Origin of the sequence: Mesorhizobium sp. BR115XR7A (assembly GCF_020165315.1) — a bacterium.
Taxonomy (GTDB): domain Bacteria; phylum Pseudomonadota; class Alphaproteobacteria; order Rhizobiales; family Rhizobiaceae; genus Mesorhizobium; species Mesorhizobium australicum.
The window spans coordinates 1-19,997 of sequence record NZ_JAIUHW010000006.1; the positions used below are offsets into that span (position 1 = coordinate 1).

The window sequence follows — 19,997 nt, forward strand, 5'->3', positions numbered from 1 at the left end:
AGGCCAGAGGGGGGTGTGACGGAACATCATCGTCGGCGAGCTATCTCCCCTTCCATACCGGTTCGCGCTTTTCGGCGAAGGCGCGGAAACCTTCCATGCCGTCCTCCGACCCATAGAGCGCATCGACCGTCGGCAGTTGCCGGCGCGTCACCTTGTTCATCGCCTCCTGGAAGGTCAGCGATTCCGCCACCCGCGCGGTCTCCTTGATCGCTGCGAACACCAGCGGCGGGCCGCTGGCGAGCAGCCGGGCGATCTCCCAGACGCGGTCCTCGAGCTTTTCCTTGGGCAGCACCTCGTTGACCAGGCCCCAGCGATGCGCCTCGGCGACATCCATCCAGCGGCCGGTGAGCAAAAGGTCCATGGCGACATGATAGGGGATGCGCTTCGGCAGCTTGATCGTCGCCGCGTCGGCCAGCGTGCCGGCGCGGATTTCGGGCAGCGCGAAGGAGGAATGATCGGAGGCGTAGATGAGATCGCAGGACAGCGCCAGCTCGAAGCCGCCGCCCACCGCCATGCCGTTGACGCAGGCGATGACCGGCTTGTTCAGGTCGCGCAGTTCCTGCAGACCGGCGAAACCGCCGACGCCATAGTCGCCGTCGACCGCGTCGCCGCTCGCGGCGGCCTTCAGGTCCCAGCCGGCGCTGAAGAACTTGTCGCCGGCGGTCTTGACGATGGCGACGCGCAGGTCGGGATCGTCGCGAAACGCCTTGAAGGTTTCACCCATCAGCCGCGAGGTTTTCAGGTCGATGGCATTGGCCTTGGGGCGGTCGAGCGTGACCTCGAGGATCAAGCCTTCGCGGCGGGTCGAAATGACGTCAGGCATTCTTGTTTTCTCCCAGCACCAGCAATGCATCGGCGATCCAGGCACCCTTGCCCTCGGAGCAGACGATCAGTGGATTGATGTCGAGTTCCTCGATCTCGCCGGCATTCTCCTGCACGAAGCCGGCAATGCCCGCGATGGCGTCGATGGCGGCCGCGAGATCGGCCTTCGGCCGACCGCGATAGCCTTCGAGCAGCGGGAACAGTTTCAGGCCGCGCAGTGCGGCCTCGATGTCGTCGCGCGTTGCCGGCAGCATCAGCGTGACGCTGTCGCGCAGCAATTCGACCAGCACGCCGCCGGTGCCCAGCGTCATCACGGCGCCGAACATCGGGTCGCGGGTGAAGCCGACGATCAGTTCGGCGACGCCGTCGCGCACCATGCGCTCGACATAGAGCCCGGTGCCGAGCGGCAACAGGTCATGCGCCGCGGTGCTGACCGATTCGGCGTCCTTGAGGTTCAGCCTGACGGCGCCGACCTCGGACTTGTGGGTGACGCCAAGCGCCTTCAGGGCGACGGGGAAGCCGAGCGCCATGGACGAGATCACCGCTTCGACCGCATTGCCGGCGCGTTCGCCTTTTGGCACTGGAAGCCCGGCCTTGATCAGCCGCGCCTTGGCTTGCGCCTCGTCGGGCGTAACATGATCGCCACCGGCCGCGCCCGACGCCGATGTATCCACCGGCTGCGCCTGCGGCTCGCGCCAGGCCCAGCCGATGAAGGCCGCCGCCTGGGCGGCGTCCATCGCTTCGGAAATGCCGAAAAGCGGCACCATGCCGCGCGCCATCAGCTCGGCGGTGTATTCCTCCGGCAGGTTCTCCGGCAGCGAGGAGACGATGGCGCCACGCGCCTTGTTGGTCTTCAGCGCCGATTCGAAAGCGCGCAGCGTCGCCCACCAGTCGGTCACCGAGCAGCGATCGGGACGCGGGAAGTCGAGCACCAGCATGTTGAGGTCGAAGCCGCCCGACACCATGGCGGTGAAGGTGGCGGTCATCGCCGGCTCGTTGTTCCAGATGAAGGTGTGATAGTCCAGGGGATTGGCCACCGCGACCAGCGGCCCTAGCGTCGATTTGACATGGGCGCGATGGGTGTCGTTCAGGACCGGGAAGTTGACCCATCGGCCTTCGGCGCTGTCGGCCATGACCGATGCCTCGCCGCCCGAACAGCTCATCGACGACAAGGTATAGCCAGGCAGCGGGCCGGTGATGTGCAGCAGCTTCAGCGCCTCGATGAAGGAGGGGATGGAATCGACGCGAGCGATGCCAAGCCGCTTCAGGAAGGCGCCGGAAGCAGCGTCCGAGCCGGCGAGTGACGCCGTGTGCGAGACGGTTGCCTGCCGCGCCTGTTCGGAGCGGCCGACCTTCATGGCGATGATCGGCTTCTTGAGCTCACGTGCCCTTGCCGCCAGGCGCTCGAAGCCGGCTACCGAATCGAACGCCTCGATGTGCAGGCCAAGCGCGGTGACGCGCTCGTCCTCGATCAGGCCGAGCGCCATTTCGGACAGGCCGGTCTGCGCCTGGTTGCCGGCGGTCATCAGGAAGGCGATCGGTAGGCCGCGCTTCTGCATCGTCATGTTGATGGCGATGTTGGACGACTGAGTGATGATGGCGACACCCTTGCCGCCGCCTTCCAGCCTGATGCCGCCATGCTGGTCTGGCCACAAAAGCGCGCCGTCCGCATAATTGATCAGGCCGTAGCAGTTCGGTCCGATGATCGGCATCTGGCCGGCGGCGGCCACCAGTTCGGCCTGCAGCCTTTCGCCGTCCTCGTCATAGGCCTCGGTCTCGAGGAAGCCGGCGGCAAAGCAGACGGCGCCGCCGGCGCCGCGTTCGGCCAGCGCCTTGACCACCTCGATGGTGAGGTGCCGGTTGACGCCGACAAAGGCGGCGTCCGGCGCGCCGGGCAAATCGGCGACGGATCGGTAGGCCTTGCGTCCGGCCACTTCGTCCTTGGTTGGGTGCACCGGCCAGATCTCGCCGGCAAAGCCCATCTTGATCGATTGCGCGACGACGGCGGCGGCCTGCACGCCGCCGAACACGGCGATCGATTTGGGGCGCAGGAGGCGTTCAAGTTTATGCATCGATCAAGCCCCGAACGGACGCAGCAGCGCCCGCGAAATAATATGTCGCTGAATCTCCGACGTGCCTTCCCAGATGCGCTCGACGCGGGCGTCGCGCCAGATGCGCTCCAGCGGCAGGTCATCCATCAGCCCCATGCCGCCATGGATCTGGATGGCCTCGTCGGCAACGAAGGCGAGCATTTCGGTGGCCTTCAGCTTGGCCATGGCCATGTCCTGGTCGGTGACGGTGCCCTGATCGTACTTCCAGCCGGCTTCGAACACCATCAGGTCGGCGGCCTTGAGTTCCGTCGCCATGTCGGCGAGCTTGAACGACACGCCCTGGAACTTGCCGATCTGCTGGCCGAACTGCTGCCGCTGCGCGGCATATTCGACCGCATGGCCGAGCGCTCGCTCGGCACGGCCGAGGCAGGTGGCGCCGACCTGCAGCCGCGTGGCGCCGAGCCAGGAATTGGCGACGTCGAAGCCCTTGTGCACCTCGCCCAGAACCTGGGATGCCGGCAGCCGGCAGTCGTCGAATTCGAGAATGGCGTTGGTGTAGCCGCGATGCGAGACGTTGCGATAGCCGTCGCGCACCGTGAATCCCTTGGTGCCCTTGTCGACGAAGAAGGCGGTGATCTTCTTGCGCTTTCCGCGCGGTGAATCCTCTTCGCCCGAGGCCATGAAGACGATGGCGAAGTCGGCGAGATCGGCGTGGGAGATAAAATGCTTGGTGCCGTTCAGCACCCAGTCGTCGCCATCCTGCACGGCGGTCGCCTTCATGCCGCGCAGGTCGGAGCCGGCGCCCGGCTCGGTCATCGCCAGGCAGTCCCATTTCTCGCCGCGGATGCAGGGGAAAAGATACTTTTCGCGCTGCTCCGGCGTGCCGGCGAGCAGGATGTTGGAAGGGCGCGCCACGCAGGTCCAGTGCAGCGCGTAATTGGCGCGGCCGAGTTCCTTCTCGTAGAGCAGCCAGGTCACCGTATCGAGCCCCGCGCCGCCGACATCGGCAGGCATGTTGGCGGCATAGAGGCCCGCCTCGATCGCCTTCGCCTTGATCTCCTCGATCAGCTCGCGGCGCAGCACGCCAGTGCGCTCGACCTCGCGCTCGTGCGGATAAAGCTCGTTCTCGACGAAGGCGCGCGTCGTCTCGACAATGAGTTTCTGCTCTTCCGAAAGACCGAAATCCATGGTCTCAGCCCTTCTTCTTTTTCTTCGGCTTTTCGGCTTTCTTCACCGGCTTGGCGGCCCTGGCCCTTTCCGCTGCCTTTGAGGCCACGGGCTTCTTCGCCGCCAGCTTGGCGAGTTGCTTGGTATAGTCCTTGTGCAGCGCGCCGGCGCCCCAGCCCTTGCCCTTGTTCTGCTTCGACAGCGCATCCATGATCGCGACCAGATTGTCGTCGCGGATCTTTTCCAGTTCGCGGATCGACAGGCCGTGCGCCTGGTCGTCAGACTGGGTGGCGATCAGGTCGACCAGCTCATCGTTGAACTCCGGCACGTCCATCAGCTTGGTCCACGGCCATTTCAGGCAGGGCCCGAACTGCGCCATGAAGTGGCGCATGCCGGCCTCGCCGCCGGCGACACGATAGACCTGGAACATGCCCATCTGCGCCCAGCGCAGGCCGAAGCCGTAGCGCATGATGTCGTCGAGTTCCTCGACCGTGCAGATGCCGTCCTTGATCAGCCACAGTGCCTCGCGCCAGGCGGCTTCGAGCAGACGGTCGCCGACGAAAGCCTCGATCTCCTTGCGGATGACGACCGGCTTCATGCCGATCGAGGCATAGATTTCCTTGGCGACTTCGATGGCTTCCGGGAAAGTCTGGTCGCCGCCGACGATCTCGACCAGCGGCAGCAGATAGACCGGATTGAACGGATGGCCGACGACCAGCCGTTCCGGGTGCTTCTTCATCGCCACCTGCATGTCGGTCGGCTTGATGCCCGAGGTCGACGAACCGACGATGGCGTTGGCCGGCGCGTGGGTGTCGATCTCGGCCAGCACCTTGTGCTTGAGGTCGAGCCGTTCCGGCACGCTTTCCTGGACGAAGTCGGCATCCGCGACCGCCTCCGCGATCGTCTTGGCGAAGGTCAGCTTGCCCTCCTTGGGCAGGCCGCCCGGCACCATCTGCCTATAGGCGCGGCGCGCGCCCTTCATCACTTCCGAGACCTTGCGCGAAGCTTCGGGATCGGGATCGAAGATCGACACGTCGATGCCGTTGAGCAGGAGCCGCGCCACCCAGCCGGCGCCGATGACCCCGCCGCCGATGGCGGCCGCCTTGTTGATGATGCTCATTGAGAGGCTCCGGTTCTTGTCCTGGCGGTTTCGGGATCGGTGAGAGGCACGCGCTCGCCGGCGCGGATGACAGATGGGTCGTAGGCTTTGCGGGCGAAGACTTCGAGCACGAACGGCCGGAAGAAGTCGATCGGGAGCGTCTCATAATCAGGGTCGAAGCTCGACTGGTCCCAGCGTTCGCAAAACTGGTCGCAATCGTCGAAATAGGCATGGCCGGCGAAGCGGTCGCGCGCATGGCGATTGCCGCCGAGATGGTGGGCGTAGTAGAGGCGCTGGAAGTCGCCATGCTTCTCCACCACCCAGGTGCATTGCTCGCGCACGAAAGGTTTCAGGATCGAAGCGGCGTATTCGTCGTGATTGTAGGGCGCGTAGATGTCGCCGATGTCGTGCAGCACGGCGCAGGCGATCCAGTCGGTGTCGGCGCCGTCGCGCCAGGCGCGCGTCGCCGCCTGCAGCGAATGGCCGAGCCGGGTGATCTTGTAGCCGGACAGGCCTTCGTCGAGCTGCACCAGCGCGTCCAGCAGCCGCTCGCCGGTCCTGGCCGCGTAGTCGATCTCGTGGGCGGTCAGGAACTCGTAGTCTTGCCTGTCGCCATCCTTCATGGCGGTGAATTTTACAGTAGCCATATCGACCCTCCCTGCGAATAATTATCGACCCTCCCTGCGAATAATTTATGCCGCGATCGGCGCTCGCTTGGTCAGGTTGAGCTTCTTGCGCACTTCTTCCGGCCCCAGGATCCGGGCGCCGAGACTGGTGATGATCGAGGCGGCACGCTCGACCAATTGCGCATTGGTCGCCAGCACGCCCTTGTCGAGCCACAGATTGTCCTCGAGGCCGACGCGGACATTGCCGCCGGCGAGCACGGCGGCAGCGGCGTAGGCCATCTGGTTGCGGCCGATGGCGAAAGCCGACCAGTTCCATGTCGACGGCACGTTGTTGACCATCGCCATGAAGGTGTTGAGGTCGTCGGGCGCCCCCCACGGCACGCCCATGCAGAGCTGCACCAGCGCGTCCGAATCGAGCACCCTTTCCTCGACCAGTTGCTTGGCGAACCAGAGATGCCCGGTGTCGAAGGCCTCGATCTCGGGCTTGACGCCGAGCGCCGTCATCATGCCGCCCATGGCGCGCAGCATGCCGGGCGTGTTGGTCATGACATAGTCGGCCTCGGCGAAATTCATGGTGCCGCAGTCGAGCGTGCAGATTTCCGGCAGGCACTGGCGCACATGTTCCATGCGGTTGGTGGCGCCGCCCATGTCGGTGCCTTTTTCGTTGAGCGGCAGCGGCGCTTCGGGCGAGCCGAACACCATGTCTCCGCCCATGCCGGCGGTGAGGTTCAGGATGACGTCGACATCCGCCGCGCGGATGCGCTCGGTCACCTCGCGGTAGAGATGCACGTCGCGCCTGGGCTTGCCGGTTTCGGGGTCGCGCACATGGCAATGGACGATGGCAGCGCCGGCCTTGGCCGCGTCGATCGCCGAATCGGCGATCTGCTTGGGCGAGCGCGGTACGTGGGGTGAGCGATCCTGCGAGCCGCCGGACCCGGTCACGGCACAGGTAATGAAAACCTCACGGTTCATCGCGAGCGGCATCGAAACTCTCCTCCCATTCGAAACAGCCCCTACCATCGCTCGACTTGATCAAAGCTGCTTTGCGTTTTACGAAGGGGACATGATCAAAAGCGAAAAGTTCGTCTTTCGCGCCGAACGTGAGACCCTCAAGGTAACGTTCCTGGTGTTTTCCGGCTCCTCTATCATGTGCGTCGCCTCCGCCGTCGACCCGCTGCGCGCCGCCAATCGCATTTCCGGCGAAACCCTGTTCGATTTCAAACTGGTCTCGGTGACAGGCGAGGCGCCGGTTACCACCTGCGGCCTGCCTGTGGCGGTCAGCGGCCGTTTCGACGCCAAGGAGACAACCGACGTTCTCGTCGTCGTCGCCGGTTTCGGCACCCAGAACTACGCGACGTCGGCCCTGCTTTCAGGCTTGCGGAGGGCGGCGCGGGCGGCCCGCGCGTGCGGCGGCGTCGAGGCCGGCACCTGGCTGGTGGCGCGCGCCGGCCTGCTGGAGGGCCGCAGCGCCACCACCCATTGGGAAGACATGGAGGATTTTTCGTCGGCTTTTCCCGGCGTCGATGTCCGGCCGGACCGCTATGTCATCGACGGGCCGGTGTTCACCTCGGGCGGCGCCTCGCCGACCTTCGACCTGATGCTGCACTTGATTCGCACGCGGCTCGGCATGGCGGTGGCGCTCGATGTCGCCAGCGTCTTCATCTACGACCAGGCGCGTGCCGCGACTGATGCCCAGCCGCTGGTCTCGCTCGGCCGGCTCGACGGCTACGATCCGCGGCTGGCGCAAGCGATCCGCTTGATGGAAGCGCATGTCGACCAGCCGCTGACCATCGACGCGGTGGCCAAGCGCGCCGGGGTGACGGCGCGCACCCTGGAAAGCATCTTTCGCAAGTCGATCGGCGAGACGCCGGGCGCCTACTATCTCAGGCTGCGCCTGGGCGCCGCGCGCCGGCTCGTTGTCGACACGCGGATCGCCATGGCGGATATCGCCGGGCGGACGGGGTTCTCGTCTGCCGCGGCCTTTTCGAGAGCATTTTCAAGGGCTTTTGGCGAAGCCCCTGTCAGGCTTCGCCGAGGTTGAATCCAGGCGGCTCAGGCGGCGTTTTGCCGGTCGCTGCCGCCATCGATCTGCGAGCGCATCTGTCTGGCCAGATGGGTCTCGAAACGGCTGGCAACAGCACGATCCCATTCGTTGGACCGGCGCGCGCCATCCCTGGGATGCGGCATTGCCATCAGCCGGTCGATGATCGATCCGGCCTCGCCAGGTGAGAGCAGGGCGTCGATTTCACGTTCGTTCTGCATATCGGTTCGCCTCCTTCTTCCTCTCCCGCCACGAGCCATACCTATACGAGATTCGTGACGGCAGTTTGAAGGCAAGAGCGAGGTCATTGAGAGGCGGCAAGGGGCAAAACCTTGTCGTCGATTTCAGCATGGCGCGCAGAAAGTTTCCGCGCGCCAAGCTTTCGAATCGCATAGTGCGCCGGCTTGGATTGCCGACGGTCAGGCAGCGTCAGACGTAGCGGTTGACGATGTTTTCGAGCAGTTCCTGGCGGCCGGAGCGCGGTTGCGGCTCGATCTTCTTCTTCACCACGCGCTCGGCGATCTCTTCCAGCGTCCGCTTGCCCGACAGCATCGCCTTGGCCTCGGCGCTGTTCCAGCCGGCATAGCGCTCGGCGAGCGGACCCGACAGCGCCTTGTCCTCTACCATCTTCGCTGCCGCCTTGAGGCCGCGCGCGCAGGAATCCATGCCGCCGATATGGCCGATCAGCAGGTCCTGCGGGTCGAGCGACTGGCGGCGCAGCTTGGCGTCGAAATTGGTGCCGCCGGTCTTGAAACCGCCGGCCTGGAGCACCTGGTAATATGCCAGCGCCATTTCCGGCACGTTGTTGGGGAACTGGTCGGTGTCCCAGCCCGACTGGTAGTCGTTGCGGTTCATGTCGATCGAGCCGAAGACGCCGAGCGCATTGGCCAGCGCCAGTTCGTGCTCGAAGGAGTGGCCGGCCAGGATGGCGTGGCCCTGCTCGATGTTGAGCTTGACCTCCTTCTCCAGGCCGAAGCGCTTGAGGAAGCCGTAGACGGTCGCGACGTCGTAGTCATACTGGTGTTTTGTCGGCTCCTGCGGCTTCGGCTCGATCAGGATCGTGCCCTTGAAGCCGATCTTGTGCTTGTAGTCGACGACGAGGTTCAGGAAACGGCCGGCCTGTTCCTGCTCGCGGGCAAGATCGGTGTTGAGCAGCGTCTCATAACCCTCGCGCCCGCCCCACAGCACGTAGTTCTCGCCCTTCAGCCGCTTGGTGACGTCGATGCAGCTCTTCACCGTCGCGGCCGCGTAGGCGAACACATCCGGATCGGGATTGGTCGCCGCGCCCGACATGAAGCGGCGGTTGGAGAACAGGTTCGCCGTGCCCCACAAAAGCTTGACGCCGGTCTGCTTCATCTTGCCGGCGAAATAATCGGCGATCTCATCGAGGCGTGCCGCACTTTCGGAAAAATCCTTGCCCTCGGGCCGCACATCGGCGTCGTGGAAGCAGAAATAGGGAGCGCCGAGCAGCGAGAACATCTCGAAGGCGACATCGGCTTTGAGTTTCGCCAGTTCCATCGTGTCGATCCCGCCGGCCTTGGGGAACCAGGGACGGTCGAAGGTCTGGCCGCCGAACGGGTCGCCGCCCGGCCAGGCGAAGGAATGCCAGTAGGCGACGGCAAAGCGCAGATGGTCTTCCAGCCGCTTGCCGGCCACCACTTCGTCGGGATTGTAGAAACGGTAGGCCAGCGGATTGGTCGAATCCGGTCCTTCATATTTGATTGTCTGGATATCGCCGAAAAAGCCGCTGCTCATGGTTCTCTTCCTCTCCAAGATAGGTTTGCCCGATTACCTCAGGCGTAATTGGTTTCACGCCGAGGCTGGTCGAAAACGGTCCTGTCAAAACCGTCAAACGAAGGAGACAGACCATGACCGACCTCGACACGATCGCCGTGAACTACATCACCGCCTGGAACGAAAGCGATGCCGACCGCCGGGCGGCCTTGCTCAAGGCTGTCTTCACCGAGGACGTCAGCTATCGCGATCCGCTCATGCAGGGTGACGGCCATGAAGGCATCGCGGCGCTGATCGGCGGCGTCCAGCAGCGCTTTGCCGGCTTCCGCTTCTCGCTGAAGGGCACGCCGGACGGCTTTGCCGACAAGATCCGCTTCTCCTGGAATCTCGGGCCCGAGGGCACTGCTTCCGTCATCGAAGGCACCGACATCGGCATCATCGAGAACGGCCGCCTGAAGAGCGTCACCGGCTTCCTCGACAAGGTGCCGGCGCAGTGAGGCTGATTGGGTTGGGGAGGTGCGAGGCGCCCCCCTCTGGCCTGCCGGCCATCTCCCCCTCAGGGGGGGAGATTGGCTGATTTTTCCGCCTTCGCCATTCGCCTGCATTCCAGGGTTGGCATAGCCATCAACACTGTCGATCTCCCCCCCTGAGGGGGAGATGGCCGGCAGGCCAGAGGGGGGGGCCTGGCGCCAATTCATGCGGTTACGGCCTTGATCGCCGGATAGAGCGCGCGGTAGCGGTGATAGGCATCGGCGAAGGCGCCGCCAAGAGCTGCATCCGGCTCGATCGTCGCATCTGTCCTCGGCGCGGAGCACACCGCCAGCGGATCGGCGCCGGTCGCGGCGATCAGGCCAAGTCTGGCCGCTCCAAACGCAGCGCCGAAATCGCCATCAGCCGGAATATCCACCGGCAATTGCAGCGCGGTGGCGATCGCCTTCAGCCAGTAGCGCGAGCGCGAGCCGCCGCCGATCGCGGTCACGCGCGTCAAGGTCGTGCCGGCGGTTTTCAATGCCTCCAGGCTGTCGCGGAAGGCAAAGGCGACGCCTTCGAGCACGGCCTGTGTCAGCACTGCGCGGCCCGATTCATGCGCCAGGCCGGTGAACGAGCCGCGAATGGCGGAATCATTGTGTGGTGTCCGCTCGCCCGAGAGATAGGGCAGGAAGGATACGCCGGTCGGCGCCTTCAGCATCTCGCCAAGTTCCGATGTCAGTTCGCCCGCGCCCTTGCCCGTGATCTCCGACAGCCAGTTGAGCGAATCGGTTGCCGACAGGATGACGCCCATCTGGTGCCAGGTGTTGGGCAGCGCATGACAGAAGGTGTGCACCGCGCTGGCCGGGTTGGGCAGATAGGCGGCGTTGGCGGCAAACAGCACGCCCGATGTGCCGAGCGAGACAAAAGCGTGGCCGGCGCCGACCGTGCCCATGCCGCAGGCGGAAGCCGCATTGTCGCCGGCGCCGCCAGCCACCGGAGTGCCGGCCGCGATGCCCCACCGCGACGCGAGTCCGGCGCGCAGGGCGCCGGCTTTTTCCGTGCCCTCAACCAGCGACGGCATCTGCTTTTCCTCAAGCGAGGTCGCCGCAAGCAACTCGGAAGACCAGCGCCGCTTGCCGACATCGAGCCAGGACGTGCCTGCCGAATCCGACATTTCCGAAATATGCTCGCCGGTCAGCCAGAGCCGCAGGAAATCCTTGGGCAAAAGCACCTTTGCCACCTTGGCGAAGACAGCGGGTTCGTTGTTCTTCACCCAGGCGAGCTTGGGCGCGGTGAAGCCGGGAAAGACGATGTTGCCGGTGAGCGCGCGGAAGCGCGGATCGGCGTCCAGTGCCGCCGCCTCGACATGGCTGCGCGTATCGTTCCACAGGATGCAGGGCCGCAACACCTGATCGGCCGCATCGAGCAAGGTCGCGCCATGCATCTGGCCCGACAGGCCGATGCCCTTGATTGCGGCGAACTGCCCGGGATGTGCCGCCTTCAGTTCGGCGATCGCGTCTTCGCAGGCGCGTATCCAGTGCAGGGGATCCTGCTCGGACCAGCCCGGATGAGGGCGAGAAACATCAAGCGTGCCATGGCCGGAGCCGATGACGCCCTGTCCGGCATCGATCAGCAGCGCCTTGACGCCCGATGTGCCCAGGTCGAGGCCGAGATACATGGTTTCCTCCCACGTTCTTATTTTTTTCGGAACCCGAAAAATATGTTTGAGCCAGTTTTTAAGGCAAGATCCGCTCCGGGTCAATTCTCTGACAAATCGGCGGCACGTCTCGAAAACAGCGCCGACAGCGGACTGTCCGGGCGTACGGTCGAGCGCTCCGTCGTCAGCGCCCTGGCCAGTGCACCGTCGCCGGCACGCAAGGCGGCCTCTATCAGCGTCAGATCGATGACGTCGCGCTGCGCGTGGCTGCCGCCAAATCGATGGGCGATGGTCCGGATCGGCCGGATCAGTCGGATGGTTTCGGCGTAGTTGCCCTCTCCGAACGCCTTGATCGCAAGCGTCAGGGGATGGCCGACATCCCGCGTGAAAGCGGCATTGTCGTCACCGCCCCGCATCGCTTCGCGCTGTGCCCCGAGCAAGGTCCGGGCCGGAGCATCGAGCCCGGCGCCGACAAAGGCCATCATCGCGTGGGCGTCGTTGAAGGCATAGTTGGAGGCAGCGGCCTTGGGCACCCAATTGGCGGCTAGCGCCGTCCAGCGGTCGCCGACGTCGACGCCGCCGAGGTGAAGCCGCCACAGGATCGCCGATGCATCGACCATGTTGAGCGCCAGCGTCGATCTGCTGCCATAGATCGGCCCGTCATAGAGCGCCAGCACCTCGCCGGTCTCGCCGAGATCGTAGTGGAACAGCGCCAGGTGCCACCAATTGTGGACCTGAAGGAAGCTGTCCTTGGTCCAGGCTTCGGGATCGGCACGCATCCAGGCGATGCCGTCCCTTTGCCGGCTTTGCATCTCCATCACATGCGCGACCGCATGTTGCGCCCAGCCATCGCGCGGTTCGATCTCGACCGCCGTACGGCCGAGCCTTTCGGCCTGCGCATACTCAGCCATCTCTTCGAGTCCGAAGGCCTGCATGCCGAGAATGGCGTGATACCCCGGCATGTCCGCCTGCCATGACGGCAGGGCGCGGGCGATGCGGTCGCGCAGCATGCGGGCGTTGCCGGTGAAGAAATCGACCTGGTGTCCGACCTGGAGCGCCACGGCGTCGAGCGGAAAATCGATCGCTATGTCCTGCAGAATGCCGGAGGCCTGATGCCAGCGCCCGTTGGCGAGGTGGCCGAGGGCCGAGACATGCGCCCGCTCACGCGTTGTCGCGGCAAGCGGCAGCGCCGCCTCGTGGCAGGTCCTGGCCACGGCCGTCGCCTCCGGTTCGGTGGCAAGGCCGAAAAGGTAGCCCTTGAAGACATGCGCCATGACAAAACCGGGGTCCTGCGCGATGGCGCGATCGACGGATTTCACGGGATCGCCAATGAAACACTGCAATTCGCGCACGGCCTGGCCGTAGGGCGCGAATCCAGCTTCCGTCGCGCCCGAAAATGCCAGGCCAAATGCGTCCCTGATGGCCATGCGAGAGTCCCCGGTCGAGGCCCAATGGGCATGATGCCCACGGTCCAGCGTGATCTTAAAGCATAGGCCACGGCTACGCCATTTCACGAGTCGCGCCGCGGCATGTCAGACATTTTTGCAGTTCATCAACCATGGGAGACAGAATAGGCTTTGTAAAACTGGACGAATTGTGGCTTGATTGCGGCGCGGGTAAGGGGCTTGAAATCGCGATCTGAGAGGGGACGCGATGCGGCATTTTGAAATACAGGTTCCGAACAGCGGTTCGGAGCACATTGGCAGGGCTGTTTCTTTGCTGCAGCGAAAGCCCAGGCGGATCAATGCTGGGTTTATTAGGTTACTTGCAACTACGACCCTTATGTTGCTGCCGAACTCCGCGGCCCTGGCGGCATGCCTGCTGGTTCCGTCTCCGGGCAATGACGTCTTCACTTGCGATAGTGGCGATTCGGGCGGCAGCCTCAACGACACCATCGGCAACAACACGCTGAACTTTCCCGCCGGCGGCACCGGCCAGGTGAGCGGTAACGTCACCTTCGGCCCGGGCACGGACCGCATCAACATGCAGTCAGGCACCATCACCGGCACGGTCGATCAGGGCGACGGCACGGATTTCTTCGCCATCGGCGGCGGCACCGTCGCCGGCAATGTCCAGCAGGGCGCCGGCATCGACGACTTCAACATGAGCGGCGGCCAGGTCGGTTCGCTGAACCAGGGCGACGGGCTGGACACCTTCACCATGACCGGCGGGCGCATCGTCGATTTCTTCGACGACGGCGACCGTGCCGTGATCACCGACGGCCGCATCGGCCGCGTCAACATGAAGCTCGACAAGAACTATTTCAACATGTCGGGCGGCATCATCGACCGCAACCTGGTCACCGGCTTCGACCAGGACACCATCATTCTCTCCGGCGGCACGATCGGCGGCAACATCAGCGTCAGCGGCGGCAACGACAGCGTGACGATCACGGGCGGCACCGTCGGCGGCGATGTGCTGATGAGCTTCGGAGCCGACAATTTCGCCTGGAATGGTGGCGGCATCATTTACGGCGCCGTCGATCTCGGCGGCGACAACGATACGGCAAAGCTGAGCAACCTGACCAAAGCCAATCTGGGCGGCGCCGACGCGCTGAATGGCGGTCTCGGCACCGATACGCTGACCTTCGATAACGTCAAGCTCGACGGCATCAGCCGGATCCAGAACTGGGAGACCGTCGACGCCACCAACGACACCCAGCTCACGCTGGACGGCAATCTCGTGCTTGGAGACAGCGGCACCGGCACGGGATCGCTCAATGTCGATGCCGCGAGCACGCTCTATGGCGGCGGCTTCAACGCATCGATCCAGGCCTTTACGTCGGGCCAGCTTGCGGACGTCGTCAATGCAGGCCGCATCGACCTGACCAATGGCAGTACCGGCGCGACGGACCGGCTGATGATTTCGGGCAATTACACCGGGCTCGGCGGCCTGCTGCTCATCCAGACCGAGCTCGGCGATGATTCGTCGGCGTCGGACAGGCTGGTGCTTTCGGGCGGCACGGCTTCCGGCTCGACCGGCATCGCGGTGGTCAATGTCGGCGGCGCGGGGGCCGAAACGATGCAGGACGGCATCATGGTCGTCCAGGCGGTCAACGGCGCCACCTCCACCTCAAGCGCCTTCGCGCTCGACGTGCCGGTCGCGGCAGGCGCCTTCGAATATTATCTGTTCAAGGGTGGCGTCACCGCAGGCAGCGCGGAGAACTGGTATCTGCGCTCGTCGCTGATAACGCCGACATCGCCGGCCGCGGCGCCGCCGGCGGCAGAACCAACACCCGCGCCGGAACCGGTGCCGCCCGAGACCGAACCTCCGCCGCCGCCATCCGCGCTGCCGCCGGTGCCGGCGCCGACCGAGGGCGACATCAACACTCCGCCGGTCGATCCGACGCCGCCGGTGCAGGCTGGCGATCCGGTGCCCGTGCCGCCGCCGCCGCCGCCGCCGGCGCCGGCGGCTGATCCACCGCCACCGCCCCCGCCGGTCCCGACCGCCGTGCCCGATCTTCCGATGCCCGCGGCAGGGGAGGAAATCCTGCTCTATCGCGTCGAGGTGCCGGTCTATTCCGCGGTGCCGCCTGTGGCCGAGCATCTGGCGATGACGACACTTGGCACGTTCCATGAACGGCGTGGCGAACAGAGCCTGTTGTCGAACACCGAACTCTCTCCGGTCTGGGGCCGCATCTACGGCCAGGACGCCAAGGTGGGCTGGTCGGGAACGGTGTCGCCGTTCTTCGACGGCACCTTGTTCGGCCTGCAGGCGGGCTTCGACGTCTTCGGACGCGAAACCGCGTCGGGCGGGATCGATCGCGCCGGCCTGTTCGTCGCCTATGCCAGCATGAAGGGCGATGTGCGCGGCCAGGCGCTGGGGCGGAATGATCTGTCCGTCGGCGGCATCGATGTCAGCGGCACCAGCGTCGGCGGTTACTGGACCCGCATCGGCCAAGGCGGCTGGTATCTCGACGGCGTCCTCATGGCCACCTTCTTCGGCGGCGACGCGACGTCGTCGCGCGATGTCGGCATCGACATTGGCGGAACAGGTGTCACCGCCTCGCTGGAGGGCGGCTATCCCATTGCGCTGGCGCAGGGCTGGACGCTCGAACCGCAGGCGCAACTGATCTGGCAGCATCTGTCGCTCGACGATGCCAAGGATCGTTTCTCGTCGGTTTCCTTCGATAGCGAGGGCCGCGTCACCGGCCGGATCGGGGCTCGGCTGCAGGGCGAGTCCGTTGTCAATGGAATAGCGCTGCAGCCCTACCTCAAGGCCAATATCTGGCATGATTTTGGCGGCACCGATCGTGTCAGTTTCGACACCACCGACATCTCGACGGAGGGCAGGTCGACCTCGTTCGAGTTCGGCGGCGGTATCGTCGCCAAGGTGACCGACAAGGTCAGCATCTTCGCCACCGGCGACTACACCACCAATCTCGGCGGCGACAAACGCCGCATCCTCGAGGGCAATCTGGGCTTCAGCGTTAAATGGTGAGGCCCTCCGGGCCTCACCCGCGTCGGGACATCAATTGCCGGAACGCATCGCCACCGTGGCGATGCCGGCGCCGACCAGGAGCGTGCCGCCGGTACGGTTGAAGATGCGGATCGCCTTGGGATTGCGGACCACGTTGCGGGCGCGTGCCGCGATCAGCGCGTAACCGAAGGCGTTGGCGAAGGCGAGCGCCAGGAAGGTCGTCTCGAAGATCAGCATCTGCGTCCAGAAGTCGGCGTGCCGGTCGAGGAACTGCGGCAGGAAGGCGACGAAGAAGGTGATGCTTTTCGGGTTGAGCGCCGTGACCAGCCAGGCATGCGCCATCATCTTGGCCGACGACACCGCGTCGGTGCGGGGGTCGGCCTTCAGCGCGCCGCCGGCGCGGAACAGTTTCACCCCGAGATAAATCAGATAGCCGGCGCCGATCAGTTTCAGGATGGTGAAGACACCAGCCGAAGCGGCAAGCAGCGCGCCGATGCCCAGCATCGACAAGGTCATGGCGGTGAAGTCGCCGAGCGCCACGCCGACCGCCATCGGCAAAGCGGTGCGCCAGCCCTGGCCCAGCGCATAGGAGACGACCAGAAGGATTGTCGGGCCCGGGATGATGAGGAGGATGGTCGACGCGGCAGCGAAGGCGGCCCAGTTTTCGAAGGACATGCTCGTCTCCTTTGAGCTCAAGGAAGAGGATAAATCCTTGGCTCCCGAAGAATGTAAAGGGGCCGAATCCTTGTTTTTGCGTATTCCGGCCGGGCAACCGGCACGACTCTTACGGGACCGCGACGTCAATTGCGCCAGCCGCAAAAAGCTTGATGACGGTTTCAACGTCTTGCAGATGTTTAATGGCGACCGCGCGGGAGGGCGGAGCGGCGCCTCGGCAAGGCGCAAACGCAAGCAGCGCAAGGCATTCACGCTTTATCAACCATGAATGATGAAAATGCCCACTATCCGGCCGGACCGTGCTTCCCGCCGACAGCGTAGGGTTTGGGTATATGCGTGAGTTGCCGCAAGGTCCGACGCCGCCACGAAACGGCGACGCAGTCGAAACCGATCTTCTTCTTTCCCGCCGCGCCGTCCTGTCCGGGGCGGGCGCTTTGGCATTGCTCGGCGTCGCCGGCTGCTCGACCTCGGGTGGTGGCGATCTGCCGGCGCTGCAGCTCGACGATACGGTCACCGGTTCGGTGCCGATCCGGCCGTCGATCAGCGTCGACAAGAACATCACCAGCCCCGACGTCATGTATGCCTCCTTGACGGATAACGGCTTCAACGTGCCCGAGGTGCCCTATCTCAAGGTCAAGCCGGAGTTCCGTCGCCAGATCGTCGTCGATACGACCGGCGAGGCGCCCGGCACCATCGTCGTGCATCTCAAGGAACGCATGCTCTATCTCGTCCAGCCGGGTGGCGACGCCATCCGCTACGGCGTCGGTATCGGCAAGGACGGTTTCCGCTGGTCCGGCCGCGCCAACATCCAGTACGGCAGGGAGTGGCCGACCTGGACGCCGCCGCCCGAAATGATCCAGCGCAAGCCGGAACTGGTGAAGTGGCAGGGCGGCCAGCCCGGCGGCCTGACCAATCCGCTCGGGGCGCGTGCGCTCTACATCTACCAGGACGGCAAGGACACCGGCTACCGCATCCATGGCTCGCCGGAATGGTGGAGCATCGGCCAGGCGATGTCGTCGGGCTGCGTGCGCTTGATCAACCAGGACATCATCGACCTCTACAGCCGGGTTTCGAAGAAAAACCCCGTCGTCGTCATGTGATCGTCCAGCCCTCCGTTTCTCCCGTTGCGCGATGCGGCAAGACAGGCCAAGGTGACCTGAAAACCATCGCCTAGAGCCGGATGATTTCAGGTCCGTTCGACCTGAAATTCGAATCCGTCTCTTTCGGCGTCATGCTCCAGGGAGACATCAAGCATGGCCGGAACTTTCGTTATCGCGCAGGGCGGCGGCCCGACCGCCGTCATCAACCAGACGGTCGTGGGCGCCGCGCTGGAGATCCGCAGGCGCCATCCCGGTGCCAAGGTGCTGGGCTCCTTGCACGGTGTGCGTGGCATCCGTGACGGCAACTATGTCGACCTCTCCGCCATCCCCGAGGACCGGCTGCGGCTGATCGCCGGGACGCCGAGCGCTGCCCTCGGGTCGACGCGCGACAAGCCGGATGCCGCCTATTGCGAGGTCATCCTGAAAGGCCTGCAGAAGGCGGGCGCCGACGCCTTCATCTATATCGGCGGCAACGACACCTCGGGCACGCAGCAGATCCTGACCGATGCCGCCGGCGGCAAGATCGCTTTCGTCCATGCGCCGAAGACCATCGACAACGATCTCGAGGAAAACGACCATACGCCGGGCTTCATGTCCGCGGCCGAATTCGTCGCTGGCGCCTTCCTGTCCGTCGATCTCGATTTTCGCGCGCTTCCTGGCATCTATGTCGGCATCGTCATGGGCCGCCATGCCGGCTTCCTGACCGCGGCGTCGGCGGCCTGGCAGCTCGATTCCGACAGCGGCCCGCATCTGGTCTACGTCCCGGAGCGGCCGTTCTCCGCCGCCGGCTTCATCGACGACGTGCGCGCCACGCTCGACCGCCACAAGCGCTGCATCGTCGCCGTGTCGGAAGGCGTCAGCACCGCCGACGGCAAGGCGCTGGTCGAAAGCCTGGTGCCGGCGGACAAGCTCGAGCGCGACCAGCACGGCAACGTCAAACTCTCGGGCAGCGACCTGCCGGCGGCGCTCGAACGGGCATTGGCCGAGGGGCTGCCGGGCAAGCGTGCCCGCGTCGACGCACTCGGCTACATGCCGCGCGGCTATGTCGGCTCCATCAGCCCGGTCGATGCGCAGGAGGCCTTCGATGCCGGCGCTTTTGCCGTCGGCGTCGCCGAACAGGGCGGCGGCTCGGTGGCGCTGCAATATGATGGCAGCAAGATAGTGCTGAAGAAGGTGCCGCTGAAGAACGTCGCCGGCAAGACCCGCCACATGCCCGACGATTTCATGAAGCCCGACGCCAACCAGCTGTCCGAGGCCGGAATGGCCTATCTCAAGCGGCTGGTGCCGGAAAAATACAAGGTCGGAAAGCCGTTCGTCTGATGCCGGGTCCGCTTGATGCCCGGCTCACACCCGATGCCCGGCTCACACTTGATGCCCAGGCTCACACCTGATGAATAGCTGGTTCTCCAGGCGCATCGTCGACGGCAGGACGACGATGCTGACCGAGCCGTTCGTGCACGACTATGTGCGCGCCAATATCTGGCATTTCACCGGCCGCGACGCCGACCTTCTGGTCGACACCGGGATGGGCATCTGTCCGCTGGCGCCGGAGATAAGGACGCCCGAAGGCAAGCCGCTTCTGGTCGTCGCCACCCATATCCACCTCGACCATGTCGGCTCGCTGCACGAATTTCCGCTGCGGGCCGGGCCAAGGATGAGCGCAGCGCAATTCGAGAGCATGGATGAGGCCGCGACTTACGCCTACATGTTCCACGATCTCGAGGGCGCCGTTTCGAAATTGCCGGCGCCTGGCTGGAAGTCGGCCGACTATGCGATAGCGCCGGCACCGTTGACGCGTATGCTCGACGAAGGCGACGTGGTCGATCTAGGAGACCGCCGGTTTCGGGTGCTGCATCTCCCCGGACATTCGCCGGATTCGATCGCGCTTTTCGATGAGGCCGACGGCCTGTTTTTCAGCGGCGACGCCATCTATGACGACACGCTGATCGACGATTTGCCGGATTCCGACCGGGAGGCCTATCGCAACACGATGCGCCGGCTGCTCGACCTGCCGATCAGGATCGGCCATGGCGGCCACGGCCCGAGCTTCGACGGCGGGCGCATGCGCGAAATCGCGTCGGCCTATCTGCGATCCGTAAGCGCACTCTGAATTAAATCTTCGTAAGGTCGGGCTA

Annotated in this window: 18 protein-coding genes; 7 read left to right on the top strand and 11 right to left on the bottom strand. The window is 64.8% G+C overall.

The genetic code is table 11. From position 1 onward, the window contains the following. Positions 1-40: 40 nt before the first annotated feature. The 6 genes from LB557_RS14065 to LB557_RS14090 are packed head-to-tail and all read right to left on the bottom strand — an operon-like array spanning position 41 to position 6,749. Complete coding sequence (locus LB557_RS14065) at positions 41-823, bottom strand: carnitinyl-CoA dehydratase (RefSeq protein WP_224642935.1); 783 nt, start codon at positions 821-823, stop codon at positions 41-43. Next, positions 816-2,894 (bottom strand): acetate--CoA ligase family protein, encoded by a 2,079-nt coding sequence (locus tag LB557_RS14070; RefSeq protein ID WP_224642936.1) that lies wholly within the window; start codon positions 2,892-2,894, stop codon positions 816-818. Before LB557_RS14070 ends, LB557_RS14065 begins: the two co-directional genes overlap by 8 nt. A gap of 3 nt (positions 2,895-2,897) precedes the next feature. Next, on the bottom strand, positions 2,898-4,061 hold the full coding sequence (locus tag LB557_RS14075) for an acyl-CoA dehydrogenase family protein (RefSeq protein WP_023772121.1): 1,164 nt from the start codon (positions 4,059-4,061) through the stop codon (positions 2,898-2,900). Between the two features lie 4 nt (positions 4,062-4,065). Then, positions 4,066-5,160, bottom strand: coding sequence for a carnitine 3-dehydrogenase (locus LB557_RS14080; RefSeq protein WP_224642937.1), 1,095 nt, complete (start codon positions 5,158-5,160; stop codon positions 4,066-4,068). Then, entirely contained in the window at positions 5,157-5,786 is a 630-nt protein-coding gene (locus tag LB557_RS14085; RefSeq protein WP_015314603.1) for an HD domain-containing protein, read from the bottom strand. Before LB557_RS14085 ends, LB557_RS14080 begins: the two co-directional genes overlap by 4 nt. 45 nt (positions 5,787-5,831) lie before the next feature. After that, positions 5,832-6,749, bottom strand: a complete 918-nt coding sequence (locus LB557_RS14090) for a 3-keto-5-aminohexanoate cleavage protein (protein WP_224642938.1) — start codon at positions 6,747-6,749, stop codon at positions 5,832-5,834. Between the two features lie 79 nt (positions 6,750-6,828). On the opposite strand from LB557_RS14090, the gene LB557_RS14095 reads away from it, so the two are divergent. After that, the gene (locus tag LB557_RS14095; protein ID WP_224642939.1) at positions 6,829-7,806 is read left to right on the top strand and encodes a GlxA family transcriptional regulator; all 978 of its coding nucleotides are present in this window, start codon (positions 6,829-6,831) and stop codon (positions 7,804-7,806) included. A gap of 11 nt (positions 7,807-7,817) precedes the next feature. On the opposite strand, the gene LB557_RS14100 is transcribed toward LB557_RS14095, so the two are convergent. Both LB557_RS14100 and xylA read right to left on the bottom strand, forming a co-directional pair. After that, positions 7,818-8,027, bottom strand: a complete 210-nt coding sequence (locus LB557_RS14100) for a hypothetical protein (RefSeq protein WP_015314600.1) — start codon at positions 8,025-8,027, stop codon at positions 7,818-7,820. A 208-nt stretch (positions 8,028-8,235) separates the two neighbouring features. Beyond that, complete coding sequence (gene xylA / locus LB557_RS14105) at positions 8,236-9,561, bottom strand: xylose isomerase (RefSeq protein ID WP_015314599.1); 1,326 nt, start codon at positions 9,559-9,561, stop codon at positions 8,236-8,238. 113 nt (positions 9,562-9,674) lie between these two features. On the opposite strand from xylA, the gene LB557_RS14110 reads away from it, so the two are divergent. After that, positions 9,675-10,037 carry a nuclear transport factor 2 family protein gene (locus tag LB557_RS14110; RefSeq protein WP_224642940.1) on the top strand — a complete coding sequence of 121 codons (363 nt, stop codon included), beginning with the start codon at positions 9,675-9,677 and terminating at the stop codon, positions 10,035-10,037. Positions 10,038-10,234: 197 nt separating this feature from the next. On the opposite strand, the gene xylB is transcribed toward LB557_RS14110, so the two are convergent. Both xylB and LB557_RS14120 read right to left on the bottom strand, forming a co-directional pair. After that, positions 10,235-11,689 (bottom strand): xylulokinase, encoded by a 1,455-nt coding sequence (gene xylB / locus LB557_RS14115; RefSeq protein ID WP_224642941.1) that lies wholly within the window; start codon positions 11,687-11,689, stop codon positions 10,235-10,237. A gap of 80 nt (positions 11,690-11,769) precedes the next feature. Beyond that, positions 11,770-13,095 carry a tetratricopeptide repeat protein gene (locus tag LB557_RS14120; RefSeq protein WP_224642942.1) on the bottom strand — a complete coding sequence of 442 codons (1,326 nt, stop codon included), beginning with the start codon at positions 13,093-13,095 and terminating at the stop codon, positions 11,770-11,772. 226 nt (positions 13,096-13,321) lie between these two features. On the opposite strand from LB557_RS14120, the gene LB557_RS14125 reads away from it, so the two are divergent. Beyond that, a complete protein-coding gene (locus tag LB557_RS14125) occupies positions 13,322-16,108 on the top strand; it encodes an autotransporter outer membrane beta-barrel domain-containing protein (RefSeq protein WP_224713067.1) in 2,787 nt (928 codons plus the stop codon). Between the two features lie 30 nt (positions 16,109-16,138). Here the strand turns inward: LB557_RS14125 and LB557_RS14130 are convergent, their stop codons facing one another. After that, positions 16,139-16,762 (bottom strand): LysE family translocator, encoded by a 624-nt coding sequence (locus LB557_RS14130; RefSeq protein WP_224642944.1) that lies wholly within the window; start codon positions 16,760-16,762, stop codon positions 16,139-16,141. Between LB557_RS14130 and LB557_RS14135 the strand changes: the two genes are divergently transcribed. From LB557_RS14135 to LB557_RS14150, 4 genes are all read left to right on the top strand, one after another. Beyond that, the gene (locus tag LB557_RS14135; RefSeq protein WP_224642945.1) at positions 16,761-17,030 is read left to right on the top strand and encodes a hypothetical protein; all 270 of its coding nucleotides are present in this window, start codon (positions 16,761-16,763) and stop codon (positions 17,028-17,030) included. The two genes, LB557_RS14130 and LB557_RS14135, sit on opposite strands and share 2 nt — an antisense overlap. A gap of 64 nt (positions 17,031-17,094) precedes the next feature. Beyond that, positions 17,095-17,862 (top strand): L,D-transpeptidase, encoded by a 768-nt coding sequence (locus LB557_RS14140; RefSeq protein WP_140620583.1) that lies wholly within the window; start codon positions 17,095-17,097, stop codon positions 17,860-17,862. Between the two features lie 153 nt (positions 17,863-18,015). Beyond that, positions 18,016-19,182 carry a diphosphate--fructose-6-phosphate 1-phosphotransferase gene (locus LB557_RS14145; RefSeq protein ID WP_015314592.1) on the top strand — a complete coding sequence of 389 codons (1,167 nt, stop codon included), beginning with the start codon at positions 18,016-18,018 and terminating at the stop codon, positions 19,180-19,182. Positions 19,183-19,252: 70 nt separating this feature from the next. Next, on the top strand, positions 19,253-19,972 hold the full coding sequence (locus tag LB557_RS14150; RefSeq protein WP_140711860.1) for an MBL fold metallo-hydrolase: 720 nt from the start codon (positions 19,253-19,255) through the stop codon (positions 19,970-19,972). The last annotated feature ends 25 nt before the right edge of the window (positions 19,973-19,997 follow it).

Coding starts and splice junctions, on each gene's coding strand:
- LB557_RS14065 (WP_224642935.1), bottom strand. CDS start 823: ATGCCTGACGTCATTTCGACCCGCCGCGAAGGCTTGATCCTCGAGGTC.
- LB557_RS14070 (WP_224642936.1), bottom strand. CDS start 2,894: ATGCATAAACTTGAACGCCTCCTGCGCCCCAAATCGATCGCCGTGTTC.
- LB557_RS14075 (WP_023772121.1), bottom strand. CDS start 4,061: ATGGATTTCGGTCTTTCGGAAGAGCAGAAACTCATTGTCGAGACGACG.
- LB557_RS14080 (WP_224642937.1), bottom strand. CDS start 5,160: ATGAGCATCATCAACAAGGCGGCCGCCATCGGCGGCGGGGTCATCGGC.
- LB557_RS14085 (WP_015314603.1), bottom strand. CDS start 5,786: ATGGCTACTGTAAAATTCACCGCCATGAAGGATGGCGACAGGCAAGAC.
- LB557_RS14090 (WP_224642938.1), bottom strand. CDS start 6,749: ATGCCGCTCGCGATGAACCGTGAGGTTTTCATTACCTGTGCCGTGACC.
- LB557_RS14095 (WP_224642939.1), top strand. CDS start 6,829: ATGATCAAAAGCGAAAAGTTCGTCTTTCGCGCCGAACGTGAGACCCTC.
- LB557_RS14100 (WP_015314600.1), bottom strand. CDS start 8,027: ATGCAGAACGAACGTGAAATCGACGCCCTGCTCTCACCTGGCGAGGCC.
- xylA (WP_015314599.1), bottom strand. CDS start 9,561: ATGAGCAGCGGCTTTTTCGGCGATATCCAGACAATCAAATATGAAGGA.
- LB557_RS14110 (WP_224642940.1), top strand. CDS start 9,675: ATGACCGACCTCGACACGATCGCCGTGAACTACATCACCGCCTGGAAC.
- xylB (WP_224642941.1), bottom strand. CDS start 11,689: ATGTATCTCGGCCTCGACCTGGGCACATCGGGCGTCAAGGCGCTGCTG.
- LB557_RS14120 (WP_224642942.1), bottom strand. CDS start 13,095: ATGGCCATCAGGGACGCATTTGGCCTGGCATTTTCGGGCGCGACGGAA.
- LB557_RS14125 (WP_224713067.1), top strand. CDS start 13,322: ATGCGGCATTTTGAAATACAGGTTCCGAACAGCGGTTCGGAGCACATT.
- LB557_RS14135 (WP_224642945.1), top strand. CDS start 16,761: ATGCTCGTCTCCTTTGAGCTCAAGGAAGAGGATAAATCCTTGGCTCCC.
- LB557_RS14130 (WP_224642944.1), bottom strand. CDS start 16,762: ATGTCCTTCGAAAACTGGGCCGCCTTCGCTGCCGCGTCGACCATCCTC.
- LB557_RS14140 (WP_140620583.1), top strand. CDS start 17,095: ATGCGTGAGTTGCCGCAAGGTCCGACGCCGCCACGAAACGGCGACGCA.
- LB557_RS14145 (WP_015314592.1), top strand. CDS start 18,016: ATGGCCGGAACTTTCGTTATCGCGCAGGGCGGCGGCCCGACCGCCGTC.
- LB557_RS14150 (WP_140711860.1), top strand. CDS start 19,253: ATGAATAGCTGGTTCTCCAGGCGCATCGTCGACGGCAGGACGACGATG.